The sequence below is a fragment of the Paraburkholderia sacchari genome (assembly GCF_000785435.2).
Classification (GTDB): domain Bacteria; phylum Pseudomonadota; class Gammaproteobacteria; order Burkholderiales; family Burkholderiaceae; genus Paraburkholderia; species Paraburkholderia sacchari.
On record NZ_JTDB02000005.1, the window covers coordinates 128751 to 144625 of the forward strand.

The window sequence follows — 15875 nt, forward strand, 5'->3', positions numbered from 1 at the left end:
GCGATTCGGCCTTAGCGCGCGTGAATCGACAGCCGCGAATGGCCGATCCCGCCGCCCTTGTCCACGCGGATTTGCGTGGCGATGCGCTCCTTGAGACTGTCCACGTGGCTGATCACGCCGATCATCTTGCCGCTCGCGTTGAGCGTGTCGAGTGCGTCGAGCGCGATTTCCAGCGTATCGCCGTCGAGTGTGCCGAAGCCCTCGTCGAGGAACAGCGAATCGATCGAGGTTTTGTGGCTCACGAGGTCCGAAAGCGCGAGCGCCAGCGCGAGGCTCACGAGGAAGCTCTCGCCGCCCGAGAGCGTGCGCGTGTCGCGCGTGGCGTCGGCCTGCCAGCTGTCGACGATCTCCAGTTCGAGTTCGCCAGTGGACTTGCGGCGCAGCAGGTAGCGCGCGTGCAGGCGGTCGAGATGGCGGTTCGCGAGCGCGAGCAGATGGTCGAGCGTAAGGCCTTGGGCGAAGCGGCGGAACTTGTCGCCCTTCGCGGAGCCGATCAGCGCGTCGAGCCGTTGCCAGAGATCGGCATCCTGGGTCTGTGCTTCGATTCGCTCGAACAGCGCGCGCTGGCTATCGCGCTGCTGCGCATCGCGCGCGAGCAGCCCGCGTTGTTCGCCCAGGCGTTCGGTGAACGCGGCGCTGTCCCTTTCCACGGCTTCGAGTTGTGCTTCCAGCGCGTCGGCGCTTGCCTCGGTGAGCGCTTGCGCTTGCAGGCGCACGAGCTTTTCGCGCACGCCTTGCAGCAGCGCGCCTGCTGTCTGGTGCTCCTGCTCGCGTTGCTGCTTGAGCGTCTGAAGCTGCTTGCGCGTCTCGGCAGGCAAGAGCGCCGCGAGGAACGCGGCTTGATCGGCAAACGGGCTGTTGGCGAGTGCCGCTTGCCATGTTTGCGTGGCTTCATCGAGCGCGGCACGCTGTAGCGCGAGCGTGCGTTCGAGATGCGCGAGCTGGCCGTCGAGCGTGGCCAGTTCGCGTGTGAGCGCATCGGCGCGCGCCACGCCGGCTTCGAACGCCTCCGGCGAGGCGTCTTCATTGCCGTCGCCGTTGTCATAATCGATATCGTCAAACAGGGAGGCCGTCTGCTGGCGGTGTGCCGTATCAATTGATTCGGATGTCGAAATTTCTATTCCGATGACCTTGCAACGCTCGCGCCACGCCTGGAGTTGAGCCTGCGCCGCGTCGCACTGCACGCGCTGGCGCACGATCGCCTGTTCGAGCGCTTGCAGGCGGCGCTGGGTGTCTTGCCACGTGCGCCATTCGGCGTCGCGCGCCTGGAGCCACACGGCGCTGTCTTCGGGAACGGCATTGAGCGCGTAGCCACCCGCGCGCACCGCTTCGAGCAAAGTGTTGGCCTCGCGTTCGAGGTCGGCTTGCAGTGTATCGCGTTCATTTCCGATCTCGGCAAGCCGCTCCTGCATGGTATGGAGCGACTGCTCCAGCAACGCGGCATGAGCGCGCGCTGCCTGCAATGCATCCGAGCAACGGTTGTTTGCCTCGCGTGCGCGGGTGAGCGCTTCCTCTGCCTGCTCGGCGGCGTCCAGATGCTGCTTGAGTTGCTGCGAGGTTTTCCCTGCTGATTCGCGCGACGCTGCAATGCCTTCCGCAGCTTGCCAGCCCGTCGCGCCCATCGCGCCCATCGCGGGCCGGGCGGGAAGCATCGCGACAATCGCGTCCCATTCCTCGCGACCCTGATCGACGCGCGCGGCGAGCCGCTCGTGCTGCGCACGCTGCTGCGCCTGAGTCGCGCGCAGCGCCGACAAGCCCTCCGAGCCTTCGCGCAGGTTCCGCTCAGACGCCTGCAACTCCGCACGAATTGCCACCAATGCGGTTTGTGTCGCCGATACATCGAGTGCGCGATACGCCTCGATTGCCGGGTGCTCGTGCGAGCCGCAGAGCGGGCAGGCCTCGCCGGGCCGCAATTGCTCGCGGTGCTGCGCGAGGCTGCGGATGATTTGCTCTTGTTCGAGCAGCTTCTGTTTGTCGGCCTCGCGAGCCTGGCATTGCGCATGCGTTTGCTGCAACGTCTTGAGCCTGGCGTCTTGAGCGCCGATCTCTTGCTCCACGCGCGCCAGGTTGGTCGCAAGCGCGCGCTCTTCCTCGGCGAGCGCACGGCGGCGCTCCGCCACGGCTTCCAGTTGTTGCCAGCGGGCGAACGTTGCTTGTCCCGCCTGCCAGGCGTCACGCAGTTGCGCGAGCGTCTGGCCCGCAAGCCGCTGTTCCTGCGCGGCGTGCAGCGTTTGCACGTTCGCGTCGGACTCGGCTTTGGCGTACTCGGCGGTGGTGAGCGTTGCGGCATGCTTTTCGCGTTGTGCGCGCTGTTCAGCTTGTTGCCGCTTCAGATCGGCGCGCAGTTTTTCCCGCGCGGCAACATCGGCTTGCATGCGACGGCGCTGTTCGAACTGCTGACGCCATGCGCCGATCCGCTCGCCAAGCTGCGCGAGATTTTCATTGGCGCTGCAAAAGGCATCGAGCTGCTGCTTCTGCGCTTCGAGCGTTTCGAGTTCCGCTCGTGCGCCGCGCGCGAGGCGCGAGGCGAGCGCTGCGGTCTTTTCGTACTCGCGCCGCTGCGCCGCAAGCCGCTCCGTGCGTTCGCGGCGCAACGCAACGAGGTCGGCGCTCGATTGCCCGCATGCGGCATCCGCTTGCTGCACGCCCTGAAACGCGGGGCGCAGCGCCTCCGCTGGCTCGCTTGCCGCAAGCCGCGCGAGTTCGGGCGCGGCGGCTTCAAGCGCGCTCACTGCCGCGGCCAGGCGCGCCTGCGCCGAATTCGCATCGGTTTCGGCCTGAGCGAGTTCGCGGCGCCACTGGCGCTGGGCATGCAGCGTTTTCGTCTGCGTGGCAAGCGCGCTCAACTGGCCCGTGAGCGTGCCGATCTCCTGCTCCATCGCCGCGCGCTGTTCGGTGCTCAGCAGTTCCATGCCTTCCGCTTTGGCGCGCAGTTGCTTGAGTGCGTCGCGCGCCTCGGCAGCGCGCTCGAATACCTTGCGCGAAATTTCGCCGTAGATTTCGGTGCCGGTGAGCTCTTCGAGCAATTCAGCGCGGTCGTTCGCGGTGGCGTTGAGGAACACCGCAAAGCCGCCTTGCGCGAGCAGCATCGAGCGCGTGAAGCGAGGAAAATCGAGCCGCGTGATTTCCGTTACGCGCTTGAGCTTTTCGTTGATGTGACTCGTGAGGATCGTGTCGCCGCCTTCGCCGCCGGGCGACACGCTCGCCAACTCCACGCGCGGCGCCTGCAATGCGCCGTCGACCTTGTCGCGCGCTCGGCGCTGGCTCCAGAACGCGCGATACACGCCGCCCTTCACTTCGAAGACCACTTCCGCGAGGCAGTCCGCGGTATGGCGCGTCATGATTTCGTTCGCCGACGCGGACACCGTCTTCAAGCGCGGCGTTTCGTGATAGAGCGCGAGGCAGATCGCGTCGAGCAGCGTGGACTTGCCGGCCCCGGTGGGCCCGGTGATGGCGAAGAGACTGTTATCGGCGAACGGCGGCTGGGTGAAGTCGATATGCCACTCGCCCTTGAGCGAGTTCAGGTTCTTCAGGCGCAGGCTGCGGATCTTCATTCGCCCTCCACGGTGGCGGCGAGCACGCTCTTGTAACGCTCGGTGAGCGCGTCGCGCACGTCGGCTTCCAGCGTTTCGTGTGCGAGACGCTGCGCGAACACGTCGAGCGGATCGAGCTCGTCGAGCGTGACGCCCGCGTCGCCCGACCACTGCGCCACGGCGTTGCCGCGTTCGCGGCGAATGCGCAGCACTTCGAGCGGCAGGCCCTCGGCCATCGTCTGGATGCGCGCGGGCAGGTCGGCCAGATAGTCGTCTTCGGCCACGGTCACTTCGAGCCAGACGGGCCGCTCCGGCGTGGCGCCGCTTGCATTCTGTACGACCTGCGCGAACGCGCCGGGCAGCGACTTCAGATTGCCCCGCAGCGCGACGAGCGGCTGAAATACCGGCACCGGCAGAGGCGTGACGGCTTCGAGGCCCGTCTCGCCCAGGTCGACGAGCAAGACTTCCTTTTGCTGCGCGGCTTCGTCGAAGCTCAGCGCGATGGGGGAGCCGCTGTAGCGGATATGCTCGAGCCCGCCCACCTTCTGGGGCCGGTGAATATGCCCGAGCGCGAGATAGTCCACGTTCGGGAAAGCGCTGGTGGGGAACGCATCGAGCGCGCCCACATAGATCTCGCGCACCGATTCGCTCGCGCTCGCGCCCACCGTGGTGAGATGTCCCGTGGCGATGAGCGGGACATTGCGGCCAAGCTGCGCGCTCAATTGTGTGCGCTTGCTCTCCGCTTGCGCGTGGACGGCCTGATAGTAAGCCTGGATCGCGAGTTGCAGCGTTTGCTGCTTTTGCTCGGCGCTCTGGCCATATTCGCTCTGCATGACGTCGCGTGCGCGAATGAAGGGCACCGCGCAAACCACGCAGCCTGGCGCCGATCCCGCGCCGCTGACCCCGCGCGATGAACGCAGCGGCAACACGCGCACCTGGTTCGCGGGCGCATCGGCGGCCGGAACCACGCGCGCCGAGAGCTGCTCCAGCAACGCGCTGCTTTCGCGCAGCGTCGCCACCGAGTCGTGATTGCCGCCAAGCAGCAACAGCGCCACGCCGGCCGCGTGCAGGCGCACGACAAGCTGGCTATAAAGCTCGCGCGCGTAACTCGGCGGTGTGCCGGTGTCGAAGATGTCGCCGGCAATCAGGACCGCATCGACAGCGTGCGCGTCGACTTGCTCCATCAGCCAGTCGATGAGCTGCTGATGTTCGGCCTGGCGGCTTTTGCCCATGAAGTTCTGGCCCAGATGCCAGTCTGAGGTGTGAAGGAGGCGCATGCGGGGCGATTTCGTTGGAGAGGCGGCCCGCGTTGTGCGGTCTGATGCGGGCGCAAGTGGGCAATTGTAGTGCACGCGCTGCGCCTGAGTTCGATTGGCGCGGTACTGGAACCTGATGGCGTGACGGCTGAGGGAAGGGCGCTTCGCGCTATCATTGCTTCCATTACCGAATGCTTGAAGCGGGTTCGCCGGAGGGCGCCCGGTTCAAGCCGAATATTGAGCCGATCCAAGCCAACCATGGCCACAAAGAAAACGACTGGCAAGCGCGCCGCGCCGCCACCCGAGGAGATGCGCGACGACGCCGACGCCGCCCAGGCAAGCGCCGATGCGGACAACAGCGCAGACAACAGCGCCGACGCGAACGCCGATGCGGAGGGCGCGCTGACGTCCACCTATCTCGTGCCGGGCCTCGAGCGCGGGCTGCGCATCCTCGCCGAATTTTCGGCGCGCGAGCCCGTGCTGGGCGCGCCTGAACTGTCGCGGCGCATCGGCATTCCGCGCACGACCACGTTTCGTCTCTTGCAGACGCTCGAAGCGCTCGGCTTCATCGAACGCGCCAACGGCGACCGACAGTACCGGCTGAGCGTGGCGGTGCTGCGCCTCGGCTTCGAATATCTGAGCTCGCTCGAACTCACCGACTTCGGCACGCCGGTGCTGGAGCGCCTGCGCGACGCGACCGGCCTCTCCACCCATCTGCTGATACGCGACGAGCGCGATGTGGTGTTCGTGGCGAAGGCGCAAACGCGCGAGCCGATGTTCAGCTCGGTGAAGGTCCATGTGGGCACGCGCCTGCCCGCGCATGCGACCGTGCACGGCCAGGTGCTGATGGGTGACCTCACGCTCGCCGACTTGCGCGCGCTCTATCCCGAGAAGCAGCTCGAACGCTATACGGACCTCACGCCCGCAACCGTGGCCGACTTGTACGCGCGCGTGCGCGAGTTCGCCCAGCAGGGCTATGCGGTGAGCGAAGCCTCGTTCGAGACCGGCATTTCGGTGGTGAGCGCGCCGGTGCGCGACCAGTCGGGCCGCATCGTGGCCGCGCTCACGGCGACCGTGCCGCGCTCGGACATCGGCGAGGCCGAGCGCGCGCCGCTCGTGGCCGCGGTGTGCGCGGCGGCGCTGGATTTGTCGACGCGGCTCAATTACCGGCCCGCGCCCAACGACCCCACCGCGGCCCAGGCGGCCCTGGCCACTCAGGCGCCAGCCGCCGCGGCGCGCAGCCGGGGCGTGCACGCGCCTTGATGGGGCTCGGCGCGCGCGCTGCGCGCCAACGCCCGGCTATCAGAACGAATGGTGGAGGCCGGCGAGCACGATGGCCTGATTGCGCCCGCTCGATACGCCTGCGGTGAAGAAGGCGGCGTGCGCTTCCGAGTTGGTGTGTTCGTAGAGCGCGTTCACGTAGACCTGCGTGCGCTTCGAAAGCGCGTATACGTCGCCGATCATCACCTGGTTCCAGCGGCGCCCGTCCAGCGTCGAGGTGGCCCCGCCCAGAACGACGCTGTTGAACGCCGTGAACTGGTAGTTCGCACCGGCGTCGTAGCTCTGGAACGTGTCCGAGTGGCCGTTGGATTCCAGCTTCGTGCGCGTATAGAGACCGTGCACGAGCAGTTTGCCGAACGAATACGACACGCCGGCACCCATGTTCTCCACCTTGTCGGCCATATATGTGGCGGAAGGCTGGCCCTGGAATGTCGGGAGGATGCCCGTGGTGGCTATCGCCACCGAGCGGTCGTGCTCGTTCGACCATGTGGCCCCTGCCTTGAACGGGCCATTCGCATAACTAAGCGAAAAGCCCATCGTGCGGCCAGTCGAGAAGTTCGTGGTGTTGCCGAAGCCGAATATCGCGCCCGCCGTGAACCCGTACCAGTTGGGCGAACGGTATTTCACCGAGTTGTCATAGGGCACCACGCCGGTATCCGCGAGCTGATCGATATTGCCCGGATGGAAGGCATACCAGCTCTGCCCCAGATACGCCGTGCTGAACGGGCTGAGCACATCGAATGAAAACGGTGTTTGATGGCCGAGCGTGAGCGAGCCGAACTTGTCTGAAGTGAGACCCACGTACGCCTGGCGGTTGAACAGCGTGTTGGCCTTCGCCATCGCGCCCGTGTTCGTGTAAAAGCCGTTCTCCAACTGGAAGATCGCCTTGAGGCCGCCGCCCAGGTCTTCCTGGCCGCGCAGGCCCCAGCGGTCGGGCTGCGTATTGCCCTGTTCCATCATCCACTTCGAATGGCCGCCCACGTTGCTGATGTAGGCCACGCCCGCATCCAGACTGCCATATAGCGTGACGCTGCTCTGCGCCCATGCAGACGAGACGGCGCAGATGCCCGTCAACCCCGCGGCAATGAAGTGTTTCAAGTTTGGACTCCTGATCGTATGACGAAAAGCCGGGTTGATCGCCCGGCAGACCCAATTTTCTCGGACTTGGTGCGGCGTGCTTCCTGCACCGTTCCGCACGTTTTATTATTTGTTCCGCCTATGGTTTGATGTACTTTGAGTGGAACGTTTTGGGCAGTATAGTAACTTCCGCGCGGCGCCAAAATACTTTTTTGGGACGGTAGTTCCCCCAGGTGCGGGCTCGCCGATATTGGCGCAATACGCGCGTAAGTGCCTGCACTGTAAGCATTTTGGCAACTTGAGCGGGACCTTGCGCAACGTTGATCACGTCCTTTTTGGAGATGTGCTCAGTGTTTTCCCCAGGAGCCATGAATTTCTATTTTCTCGCCGCCTGAACGTTCCTATAATTGACCATACACGAACTGATGTTCCGTATGTGGAACATAGCTGATCGGGAAAGGTGAGAAATGGCTGAAGAATGGCGTTGCGCCGGACATGCCGGCGATCTGTCCGAAGATGCGCCGCTCGAGTACAAGCTCGACGGCACGGAAATCGGCATCTACAAGGTGGGCGACGCGCTCTATGCGCTCGAAAACGTCTGCCCCCATGCATACGCGTTGCTGACGCAGGGCTTCGTCGATGGCGACACCGTCGAATGTCCGCTGCACGAAGCCGTGTTCCATATCCCAACCGGGAAGTGCCTCAAGGAGCCCGGCGGCCGCGATCTGAAGACGTACGCGGTGCGACTCGCCGGTGAAGAAATTCAGATCAAGGTGGAATGACATGCGAGAAGTCCCCGTGAAATTCAATCCGTGGCTCAAGCCCTGGCTCGCGCCGCAACCGAACAACGTCGCAGGCAAGGGCGTGATCGAGCAGCCGGGCCAGGCCGAAAACATGGTCTGGCAAACGCGCAAGGCCGAGCCCACGCAATACGAAAACGACTTTGGCGATGCGCTCGAACAGGTGTTCGAAGCGGGCGCCGCCGAACTCGATGAAGTGGTCGCGGGCCTGAACCGCATCGGCTTTCGCACGCCTGAAGGCGCGGCATGGACCGCCGAGCGCCTCGCCGCCGAATTCCGCCTGCTCGCCGAATGAGCCAGCGCCCGGAAACACGGACACACTGAACACGGAGACCCCACATGACGTCCCCCACGCCTGAAGCCGCCGGCGGCGCCGACCCGATTCGCGCCTATCTCGACCGCGGCATCAAGAACTACTGGTATCCCGTTGCGCCCAGCTGGCAAGTGGGCAACGCGCCCATCGGCATTACGCGCCTTGGCGAGCAGATCGTGCTGTGGCGCGATCAGGACGGCTCGGTCCACGCACTCGAAGACCGCTGCCCGCACCGCGGCGCGCGCCTCTCGCTCGGCTGGAACCTCGGCAACCGTGTGGCGTGCTGGTATCACGGCGTCGAAGTCGATGGCAGCGGCACCGTGCAGAACGTGCCCGCCGTTTCGGCCTGCCCGCTCGAAGGCACGAAGTGCGTGAAGTCGTATCCGGCGCAAGAGCATGCCGGCGCGGTCTTCCTGTGGTTCGGCGACGAAGCGCACAAGGAACCGGCTCCGCTGCAATTGCCCGAGGAACTCGTGGGCGATGATTACGCGAGCTTCCTTTGCATGTCCAACTGGAAGTGCAATTACCAGTACGCGATCGACAACGTGATGGACCCGATGCACGGAGCGTATCTGCACGCGACCTCGCATTCGATGGCCGAAGGCGACAAGCAGGCCGACATGCGCGTGCGCAAGACCGAGTCGGGCCTGATGTTCGAGAAGGTCGGCCAGCGCGACGTGAACTTCGACTGGGTGGAACTCGGCGAAACGGGCTGCCTGTGGATGCGCCTCGCGATCCCGTACAAGAAGAAGTTCGGGCCGGGCGGCAACTTCGGCATCATCGGCTTCGCGGTGCCGGTCGATGGCGACAACTGCCAGGTCTACTTCTGGCGCACGCGCAAGGTGCAGGGCTGGCAGCGCGACGCGTGGCGCTTCCTCTATCGCAATCGCCTCGAAGGCCTGCACTGGGACGTGCTCGAACAAGACCGCTACGTGCTGGAAAGCATGGCGCCGAACGCGCGCGATCACGAATTCCTTTACCAGCACGACGTGGGTATGACGCGCGTGCGCCGGATGCTGCGCCAGCGCGCCCAGCAGCACTTTGCCGAACTCGAAGCGCTGCGCACCCAGCAAGCCAGCGCCACGCAAGAAGCAGGGCATAGCCATGCATGACGCAAAGCATGCGGCGCAAGCCTCGCTTGCCGGCCGCCGCGTGATCGTCACGGGCGGCGCGCGAGGACTTGGCGCGGCGTTCGTCACCGCGCTCGCTCAAGCTGGCGCAGGCGTGACCTTTGGCGACGTACTGCACGAAGCCGGCGAGGCGCTGGCGCAGTCGCTGGCGTCCAGCGGCCATGATGTGGCGTTCGCACCGCTCGACCTCGCGCAGCCCGAAAGCATTACGGCATTCGTCGATGGCGCCGCGCGCCGCATGGGCGGCGTGGACGCACTAATCAACAACGCGGCCATTACGAACTCGGGCGGCAAGTTCGCGTACGAGATCAGCGTGGCCACGTGGGACGCCGTGATGGACGTGAACGTGCGCGGCACCTGGCTCATGTGCGCGGCGGCGCAGCGCTGGCTGCGCGAGTCGGGCCGCGGCGCCATCGTCAATATTGCTTCGGATACCGCACTATGGGGCGCGCCGAAGCTTCTCGCCTACGTGGCGAGCAAGGGCGCCGTGATTGCGATGACACATTCGCTCGCGCGTGAGTTCGGCGCGGACGGCATCACCGTCAACGCCATCGCGCCGGGCTTGACCGAAGTGGAGGCCACGGCCTATGTGCCGGCCGAGCGTCACGCGTACTACCTCGAAGGGCGCGCGTTGCAGCGCGCCCAGGTGCCCGAGGACGTCTCGGGCCCGGTGTTGTTCCTGTTGTCCGACGCGGCACGCTTCGTGACCGGACAACTGCTGCCGGTGAACGGCGGCTTCGTGATGAATTGATTTCGTAGAACTGAAGACGAGTTCGAAAGAACCCAAGGAGAAAGCAATGGCCGATGTCGAGATCGAGAGCAAGTCGTGGGACCGTCCCGCCGATGCCAGTTTTGACGACTGGATGAACAGCCGCGTGGCGCGCTACGAAACGCGCCGCTACGACTGGGATGCCCTGAAGTTTCAGGCCGATTACGACCCGAAGTACCGCCGCGCGCAAATGCGCTATGTGGGCACGGGCGGCACGGGCGTCGCGAAGGACGTGAACACCGTGCCGGCAGGAAACTTCACGTTCTCGACTATGGTGATTCCGGCCGGCAACATCGGCCCGAGCCACATTCATATGGACGTGGAAGAAATCTTCTTCGTGCTGCGCGGCAAGATGAAGGTGATCTGCGAGAAGGACGGCGAGACCTGGGAAGCCGTGCTTGGCGAGCGCGATCTGATCTCGGTGCCGCCTGGCGTGTATCGCACGGAAATCAATATCGGCGAAGAAGACGCGCTGATGTGCGTGATGCTCGGTTCGGCCAAGCCCATCACGCCGACGTACCCGCCGGATTCGCCGCTTGCGAAGATCAAGCGCGAAGCGAAGTAAAGCCGCAGCGTCAAGCCCGTCACTCACCAGGCAGCAACGGACACCATAGCCATGAACGAAGCGATGCACACGGAAGCCTCATCAGCCAACCCGGCAACCGCCGCGCTCGAAACGCGTCTCGCACGCTTTGCGCTGCGCGACGCGCGGGTGGGCGAGGCGCGCGTGAGCTATCGCGAGGCAGGTGGCGAGCACGCCAAAGCGGCGCTGCCGCTCGTGCTCCTGCATGGCATTGGCTCCGGCGCGGCTTCGTGGGTGCAGCAGTTCGAAGCGCTGGGCGAGGCGGCTGCAAATCCGCGCCGCGTGCTTGCGTGGGATGCGCCGGGTTACGGCGCTTCCACGCCGGTCGCGAACGCGTCTCCCGTTGCCGCCGACTATGCGCGTGTGCTGGCGGGTTGGCTCGATACGCTCGCCATCAAGCGCTGCGTGCTGGTGGGGCATTCTCTCGGGGCGATCATCGCGGGCGCATTTGCGGCCGCGCATCCCGAACGCGTGGCGGGCCTGTTGCTGATTTCTCCAGCCGCTGGCTACGGCGCAGCCGATGCGGCCGTGCGCGAAGAAAAGCGCGACGCGCGCCTCGCGATGCTGGCCGAACTCGGCCCCCAGGGCCTTGCGGAGAAGCGCAGCGCCAACATGCTTTCGCCGCATGCGAGCGCCGACTCGCGCGCATGGGTGCGCTGGAACATGGCGCGAGTCGCGCCGCACGGCTATGCGCAGGCCACGCATCTGCTCGCGAACGCCGATCTGGCCGCCGACCTCGCGCGCTGCGCGGGCAAACTGCCCATCGCGGTTGCCGTGGGCGCGCAAGACACGATTACCCCGCCGCCGGCTTGCGAGCGGCTTGCGCGTATCGCGCAAGCACCGTTCCAGAGCGTGCCGCGCGCGGGCCACGCAGGCTATATCGAGCAGCCCGACGCATACAGCGCGCTGATCGATATGTTCTGTGCTTAACATTAAATACTACGGAGCTTGAAGGCATGACACCCGACGTCGCCAACGCGTCCCCCGACGCCGACGCAGACCGCAACGACACGAGTTACCGCGTGCCGGGTCTGGAGCGGGGCCTGCGCATTCTGACCGAATTCTCGCCGCGCGAGCCGGTGCTCGGCGCGCCCGAACTGTCGCGCCGCCTCGGCATTCCGCGCACCACGGTGTTTCGCCTGTTGCAGACACTCGAATCGCTCGGCTTTCTGGAGCGCGCCGACCGCGACCGCAACTATCGCCTCGGCGTGGCCGTGCTGCGGCTCGGTTTCGAATATCTGAGTTCGCTCGAACTGACCGACCTCGGCCTGCCGCTGATCGAGACGCTGCGCGACGCCACGGGGCTCACCTCGCATATCGTGATTCGTGACGGACGCGACATCGTGTTCGTCGCCAAGGCGCAAAGCCACGCGCCTATTTTCAGCTCGGTGAAGGTCAATGTGGGCACGCGCCTGCCCGCGCACGCGACCACGCATGGACAAGTGCTGATGGGCGATCTCACGCTCGACGAACTGCGCGAGATCTATCCGGAGCCCCAGCTCGAACGCTTCACGCCCTCCACGCCGGAAACGGTCGAAGCGCTCTACGAGCGCATTCGCGAGGACGCGCAGCGCGGCTACGCCGTGAGCGAGTCGTCGTTCGAGCGCGGCATTTCGGTGGTTTCCGCGCCGGTGCGCAACGAGACGGGCCGCATCGCGGCCGTGGTGACGACGACCATTCCGCGCCCCGGCATCGACACCGAACTGCTCGACAACGGCCTGATCGACAAGGTGCGCCACACCGCCGACGAACTTTCGAAGCGTTTGAACTATCGCCCGCAGATGTCGAAGGGCAAGAGTTCACCTTTTATGAAGGCATTGGGGATCAAATGATTCAACTCGACTTGACTGGTCAGGTTGCAGTGGTGACGGGCGGCTCGTCCGGCATCGGCCTCGCCACCGCCGAACTCTTTTTGCGCGCGGGCGCATCGGTCGCGATCTGCGGCCGCGACAGCGACCGCCTCGCGCGCGCCGAGCGCGAACTGCGCGAGCGGCATCCGCAGGCGCAACTGCTGGCCGTGCGCTGCGACGTGCTCGACGCTGCCGATGTGGCCGCGTTCGCGAGCGAAGTCGAAAAGCGCTTCGGCCGCGCCGACATGCTCGTGAACAACGCGGGCCAGGGCCGCGTCTCCACCTTCGCCAATACCACCGACGAAGCGTGGCGCGAAGAACTGGACCTCAAGTACTTCAGCATCATCCGCCCGACGCGCGCGTTCTTGCCGATGCTGCGCCACGCCGCGAAGCAGGACAACGGCACGGGCAACGCCGCGATCGTCTGCGTGAACTCGCTGCTCGCCCTGCAGCCCGAGCCGCACATGGTGGCGACCTCGTCGGCGCGCGCGGGTGTGCTCAGTCTCATCAAGTCGCTCGCGGTGGAACTCGCGCCCGAGCATATTCGCGTGAACTCGATTCTGATCGGCATCGTGGAGTCGGGCCAATGGCGCCGCCGCTACGAAGCCGACGGCGAGGCGCAGGCCGCAGGCCAGAGCTGGGAAGACTGGACCCGCGAGCTCGCACGCAAGAAACATATTCCGCTCGGCCGCTTCGGCCGTCCCGAAGAAGCGGCCCAGGCGCTGTTTTATCTGGCCACGTCCCTGTCGTCCTATACGACGGGCAGTCATATCGATGTATCTGGAGGCGTTGCACGTCATGTCTAATCAAACCACCGTCGGCGAACTGATCGCCGCCTTCCTCGAACAATGCGGAGTCCAAACCGCTTTCGGCGTGATCTCGATTCATAACATGCCGATTCTCGACGCCATCGGCCGTCGCGGCAATATCCGCTATGTGGGCGCACGCGGCGAAGCGGGCGCGGTCAACATGGCGGACGGCCTTGCGCGCGTTTCGGGCGGCCTCGGCGTGGCGTTCACGAGCACCGGCACGGCGGCGGGCAACGCGGCGGGCGCGATGGTCGAAGCGCTCACGGCAGGCACGGCGGTGCTGCACATCACCGGCCAGATCGAAACCGAATACCTCGATCAGGACCTCGCCTATATTCACGAGGCGCCGGACCAGCTCGCGATGCTTCAGTCGATCTCGAAGGCCGCGTTCCGCGTGCGCTCGGTCGAGACCGCGCTGCCGACCATTCGCGAAGCCGTGCGCATCGCGCAAAGCGCGCCTAGCGGTCCGGTGAGCGTGGAGATTCCCATCGACATCCAGGCAGCACTGACTGAATGGCCCGCCGACCTGAGCGCCCCGCATCTCACGACGCTCACGCACGACGAAGCGCGCGTGGAGCAACTGGCGAACGAACTCGCGAAAGCGAAGCGTCCGCTGCTGTGGCTCGGCGGCGGCACGCGCCACGCGCGCGCGGCGGTCGAGCGTCTCGTGGCGCTGGGCTTTGGCGTGGTGACGAGCGTGCAGGGCCGCGGCGTGCTGCCCGAAGATCATCCGGCCACACTGGGCGCGTTCAACGTGAGCCCCTCAGTCGAGCGCTTCTACAAAACCTGCGACGCGATGCTCGTGGTGGGCTCGCGCCTGCGCGGCAACGAAACGCTCAAGTACAAGCTCGGCCTGCCGAAACCGCTTTATCGCATCGATGCCGACGCCCTCGCCGACAACCGCGGCTATCGCAACGCGCTGTTCGTGCACGGCGACGCCGCGCGCGTGCTCGATGCGCTCGCCACGCGCCTGGAAAACCGCATCAAAGTCGATCCGCAGTTCGCCGCCGATCTGGCCGAAGCGCGCGAGGTCGCCGTGTCGGATACCGCGAAGGGTCTCGGCCCGTATCGCCGCCTCGTGGAGTCGTTGCAGCGCGCCGTGGGCCGCGATTACAACTGGGTGCGCGACGTCACCATCTCGAACAGCACGTGGGGCAACCGCCTGCTGAAGATCTTCTCGCCGCGCGCGGGCGTGCATGCGCTCGGCGGCGGCATCGGCCAGGGCATGCAGATGGCGATTGGCGCGGCACTCGCGAATGCCGCTGCGAAGACCGTGTGCCTCGTGGGCGACGGCGGCCTGATGGTGAACGTGGGCGAACTCGCCACGGCCGTGCAGGAAAAGGCCAACGTGATGATCGTGCTGATGAACGATCAGTGCTACGGCGTGATTCGCAACATTCAGGACGCGCAGTACGGCGGCCGCCGCATGTTCGTCGATCTGCATCAGCCGGAGTTCTCGCAGTTCTGCGCGAGCCTGGGTTTGAAGCACTTCCGCTTGTCGTCGCTCGACAATGCGGACAGCGTGATCGCGGAAGGCATGGCGTTCGACGGCCCCGTGCTGCTCGAAGTGGACATGAAGTCGGTGGGCAGCTTCGAGACCGTGTTCGCAGGCCCGCCGGTGCGCAAAGAGGAGCCGCAACATGCATAACGGCCATGCCGCCCATGCGCCCATCGATATCGCGATGATCGGCTTCGGTGCGATCGGGCAGACGGTGTATCGCGCAGTCGCGGCGGACCCGCTCGTGCACGTCTCGCATGTGATCGTGCCCGAGCAGCATGCCGCCGTCGTGCGCGAGCAGGTGGACGGCGCCGTGGAAGTGGTGTCGTCGGTGCGGGCGCTTTCCACGCAGCCGCAATTCGCGCTCGAATGCGCGGGCCACGCGGCGCTGATCGATCACGTCGTGCCGCTGCTGCAAAGCGGCACCGATTGCGCAGTGAACTCGATTGGCGCGCTCTCCGACGTCGACTTGCTCGAACGCCTCTCGCTCGCCGCCGATGAAGGCGGCGCCACCGTCACGCTGCTCTCCGGCGCGATTGGCGGCATCGACGCGCTTTCGGCGGCGAAGCTCGGCGGTCTGGACGAAGTGCTGTACACGGGCCGCAAGCCGCCGCTCGGCTGGCTCGATACGCCGGCGGAAAAGGTCTGCGATCTGCGCACGCTAGCGAAAGAGCAGGTGATCTTCGAAGGCAGCGCGCGCGAAGCCGCGCGGCTCTTTCCGAAGAACGCGAACGTAGCGGCCACCGTCGCGCTGGCGGGCCTCGGGCTCGACCAGACGAAGGTGCGCCTGATTGCCGATCCGGCGGTCGAGCGCAACGTGCACCGTATCGTCGCGCGCGGCATGTTCGGCGAGATGTCGCTGGAAATGTGCGGCAAGCCGCTGCCCGACAACCCGAAAACCTCGGCGCTCACAGCGTACAGCGCGATTCGCGCGCTGCGCAACCGGGCCGCGCGCTGCGTGATTTGACGAACGAAG

14 protein-coding genes are annotated in these 15875 nt (G+C 65.7%); 11 read left to right on the forward strand and 3 right to left on the reverse strand.

The annotated features are described in order from the left end of the window. Window positions 1-11: 11 nt before the first annotated feature. Both NH14_RS19000 and sbcD read right to left on the reverse strand, forming a co-directional pair. Complete coding sequence (locus NH14_RS19000; protein WP_035524388.1) at window positions 12-3554, reverse strand: AAA family ATPase; 3543 nt, start codon at window positions 3552-3554, stop codon at window positions 12-14. Continuing rightward, a complete protein-coding gene (gene sbcD / locus NH14_RS19005; protein ID WP_035524391.1) occupies window positions 3551-4810 on the reverse strand; it encodes an exonuclease subunit SbcD in 1260 nt (419 codons plus the stop codon). Before sbcD ends, NH14_RS19000 begins: the two co-directional genes overlap by 4 nt. A gap of 237 nt (window positions 4811-5047) precedes the next feature. Between sbcD and NH14_RS19010 the strand changes: the two genes are divergently transcribed. Continuing rightward, entirely contained in the window at window positions 5048-6052 is a 1005-nt protein-coding gene (locus NH14_RS19010) for an IclR family transcriptional regulator (RefSeq protein WP_035524394.1), read from the forward strand. A gap of 39 nt (window positions 6053-6091) precedes the next feature. On the opposite strand, the gene NH14_RS19015 is transcribed toward NH14_RS19010, so the two are convergent. Further along, window positions 6092-7168, reverse strand: a complete 1077-nt coding sequence (locus tag NH14_RS19015) for a porin (RefSeq protein ID WP_035524396.1) — start codon at window positions 7166-7168, stop codon at window positions 6092-6094. 446 nt (window positions 7169-7614) lie between these two features. Here NH14_RS19015 and NH14_RS19020 point away from each other — a divergent pair, with 446 nt between their 5' ends. From NH14_RS19020 to NH14_RS19065, 10 genes are all read left to right on the forward strand, one after another. Continuing rightward, window positions 7615-7929 carry a non-heme iron oxygenase ferredoxin subunit gene (locus tag NH14_RS19020; protein ID WP_035524399.1) on the forward strand — a complete coding sequence of 105 codons (315 nt, stop codon included), beginning with the start codon at window positions 7615-7617 and terminating at the stop codon, window positions 7927-7929. A gap of 1 nt (window position 7930) precedes the next feature. Beyond that, window positions 7931-8242 carry a recombinase-like helix-turn-helix domain-containing protein gene (locus NH14_RS19025; protein ID WP_035524401.1) on the forward strand — a complete coding sequence of 104 codons (312 nt, stop codon included), beginning with the start codon at window positions 7931-7933 and terminating at the stop codon, window positions 8240-8242. 44 nt (window positions 8243-8286) lie between these two features. Then, a complete protein-coding gene (locus tag NH14_RS19030; protein WP_035524403.1) occupies window positions 8287-9372 on the forward strand; it encodes an aromatic ring-hydroxylating dioxygenase subunit alpha in 1086 nt (361 codons plus the stop codon). Beyond that, window positions 9365-10141: an SDR family oxidoreductase gene (locus tag NH14_RS19035; RefSeq protein WP_035524405.1), complete on the forward strand. Its 777-nt coding sequence runs from the start codon at window positions 9365-9367 to the stop codon at window positions 10139-10141. The genes NH14_RS19030 and NH14_RS19035 overlap by 8 nt, the downstream gene beginning before the upstream one ends. A gap of 46 nt (window positions 10142-10187) precedes the next feature. Continuing rightward, window positions 10188-10724, forward strand: a complete 537-nt coding sequence (locus tag NH14_RS19040) for a cupin domain-containing protein (protein ID WP_035524407.1) — start codon at window positions 10188-10190, stop codon at window positions 10722-10724. Window positions 10725-10787: 63 nt separating this feature from the next. Continuing rightward, window positions 10788-11672: an alpha/beta fold hydrolase gene (locus NH14_RS19045; RefSeq protein WP_035524972.1), complete on the forward strand. Its 885-nt coding sequence runs from the start codon at window positions 10788-10790 to the stop codon at window positions 11670-11672. Window positions 11673-11698: 26 nt separating this feature from the next. Further along, window positions 11699-12574, forward strand: a complete 876-nt coding sequence (locus tag NH14_RS19050) for an IclR family transcriptional regulator (protein ID WP_035524410.1) — start codon at window positions 11699-11701, stop codon at window positions 12572-12574. Continuing rightward, window positions 12571-13398 (forward strand): SDR family oxidoreductase, encoded by an 828-nt coding sequence (locus tag NH14_RS19055; protein ID WP_035524413.1) that lies wholly within the window; start codon window positions 12571-12573, stop codon window positions 13396-13398. Before NH14_RS19050 ends, NH14_RS19055 begins: the two co-directional genes overlap by 4 nt. Continuing rightward, a complete protein-coding gene (locus NH14_RS19060; RefSeq protein WP_035524415.1) occupies window positions 13391-15049 on the forward strand; it encodes a thiamine pyrophosphate-binding protein in 1659 nt (552 codons plus the stop codon). Before NH14_RS19055 ends, NH14_RS19060 begins: the two co-directional genes overlap by 8 nt. Further along, window positions 15042-15866 carry an aspartate dehydrogenase gene (locus tag NH14_RS19065; protein ID WP_035524418.1) on the forward strand — a complete coding sequence of 275 codons (825 nt, stop codon included), beginning with the start codon at window positions 15042-15044 and terminating at the stop codon, window positions 15864-15866. The genes NH14_RS19060 and NH14_RS19065 overlap by 8 nt, the downstream gene beginning before the upstream one ends. The last annotated feature ends 9 nt before the right edge of the window (window positions 15867-15875 follow it).

Coding starts and splice junctions, on each gene's coding strand:
- NH14_RS19000 (WP_035524388.1), bottom strand. CDS start 3,554: ATGAAGATCCGCAGCCTGCGCCTGAAGAACCTGAACTCGCTCAAGGGC.
- sbcD (WP_035524391.1), bottom strand. CDS start 4,810: ATGCGCCTCCTTCACACCTCAGACTGGCATCTGGGCCAGAACTTCATG.
- NH14_RS19010 (WP_035524394.1), top strand. CDS start 5,048: ATGGCCACAAAGAAAACGACTGGCAAGCGCGCCGCGCCGCCACCCGAG.
- NH14_RS19020 (WP_035524399.1), top strand. CDS start 7,615: ATGGCTGAAGAATGGCGTTGCGCCGGACATGCCGGCGATCTGTCCGAA.
- NH14_RS19025 (WP_035524401.1), top strand. CDS start 7,931: ATGCGAGAAGTCCCCGTGAAATTCAATCCGTGGCTCAAGCCCTGGCTC.
- NH14_RS19030 (WP_035524403.1), top strand. CDS start 8,287: ATGACGTCCCCCACGCCTGAAGCCGCCGGCGGCGCCGACCCGATTCGC.
- NH14_RS19035 (WP_035524405.1), top strand. CDS start 9,365: ATGCATGACGCAAAGCATGCGGCGCAAGCCTCGCTTGCCGGCCGCCGC.
- NH14_RS19040 (WP_035524407.1), top strand. CDS start 10,188: ATGGCCGATGTCGAGATCGAGAGCAAGTCGTGGGACCGTCCCGCCGAT.
- NH14_RS19045 (WP_035524972.1), top strand. CDS start 10,788: ATGCACACGGAAGCCTCATCAGCCAACCCGGCAACCGCCGCGCTCGAA.
- NH14_RS19050 (WP_035524410.1), top strand. CDS start 11,699: ATGACACCCGACGTCGCCAACGCGTCCCCCGACGCCGACGCAGACCGC.
- NH14_RS19055 (WP_035524413.1), top strand. CDS start 12,571: ATGATTCAACTCGACTTGACTGGTCAGGTTGCAGTGGTGACGGGCGGC.
- NH14_RS19060 (WP_035524415.1), top strand. CDS start 13,391: ATGTCTAATCAAACCACCGTCGGCGAACTGATCGCCGCCTTCCTCGAA.
- NH14_RS19065 (WP_035524418.1), top strand. CDS start 15,042: ATGCATAACGGCCATGCCGCCCATGCGCCCATCGATATCGCGATGATC.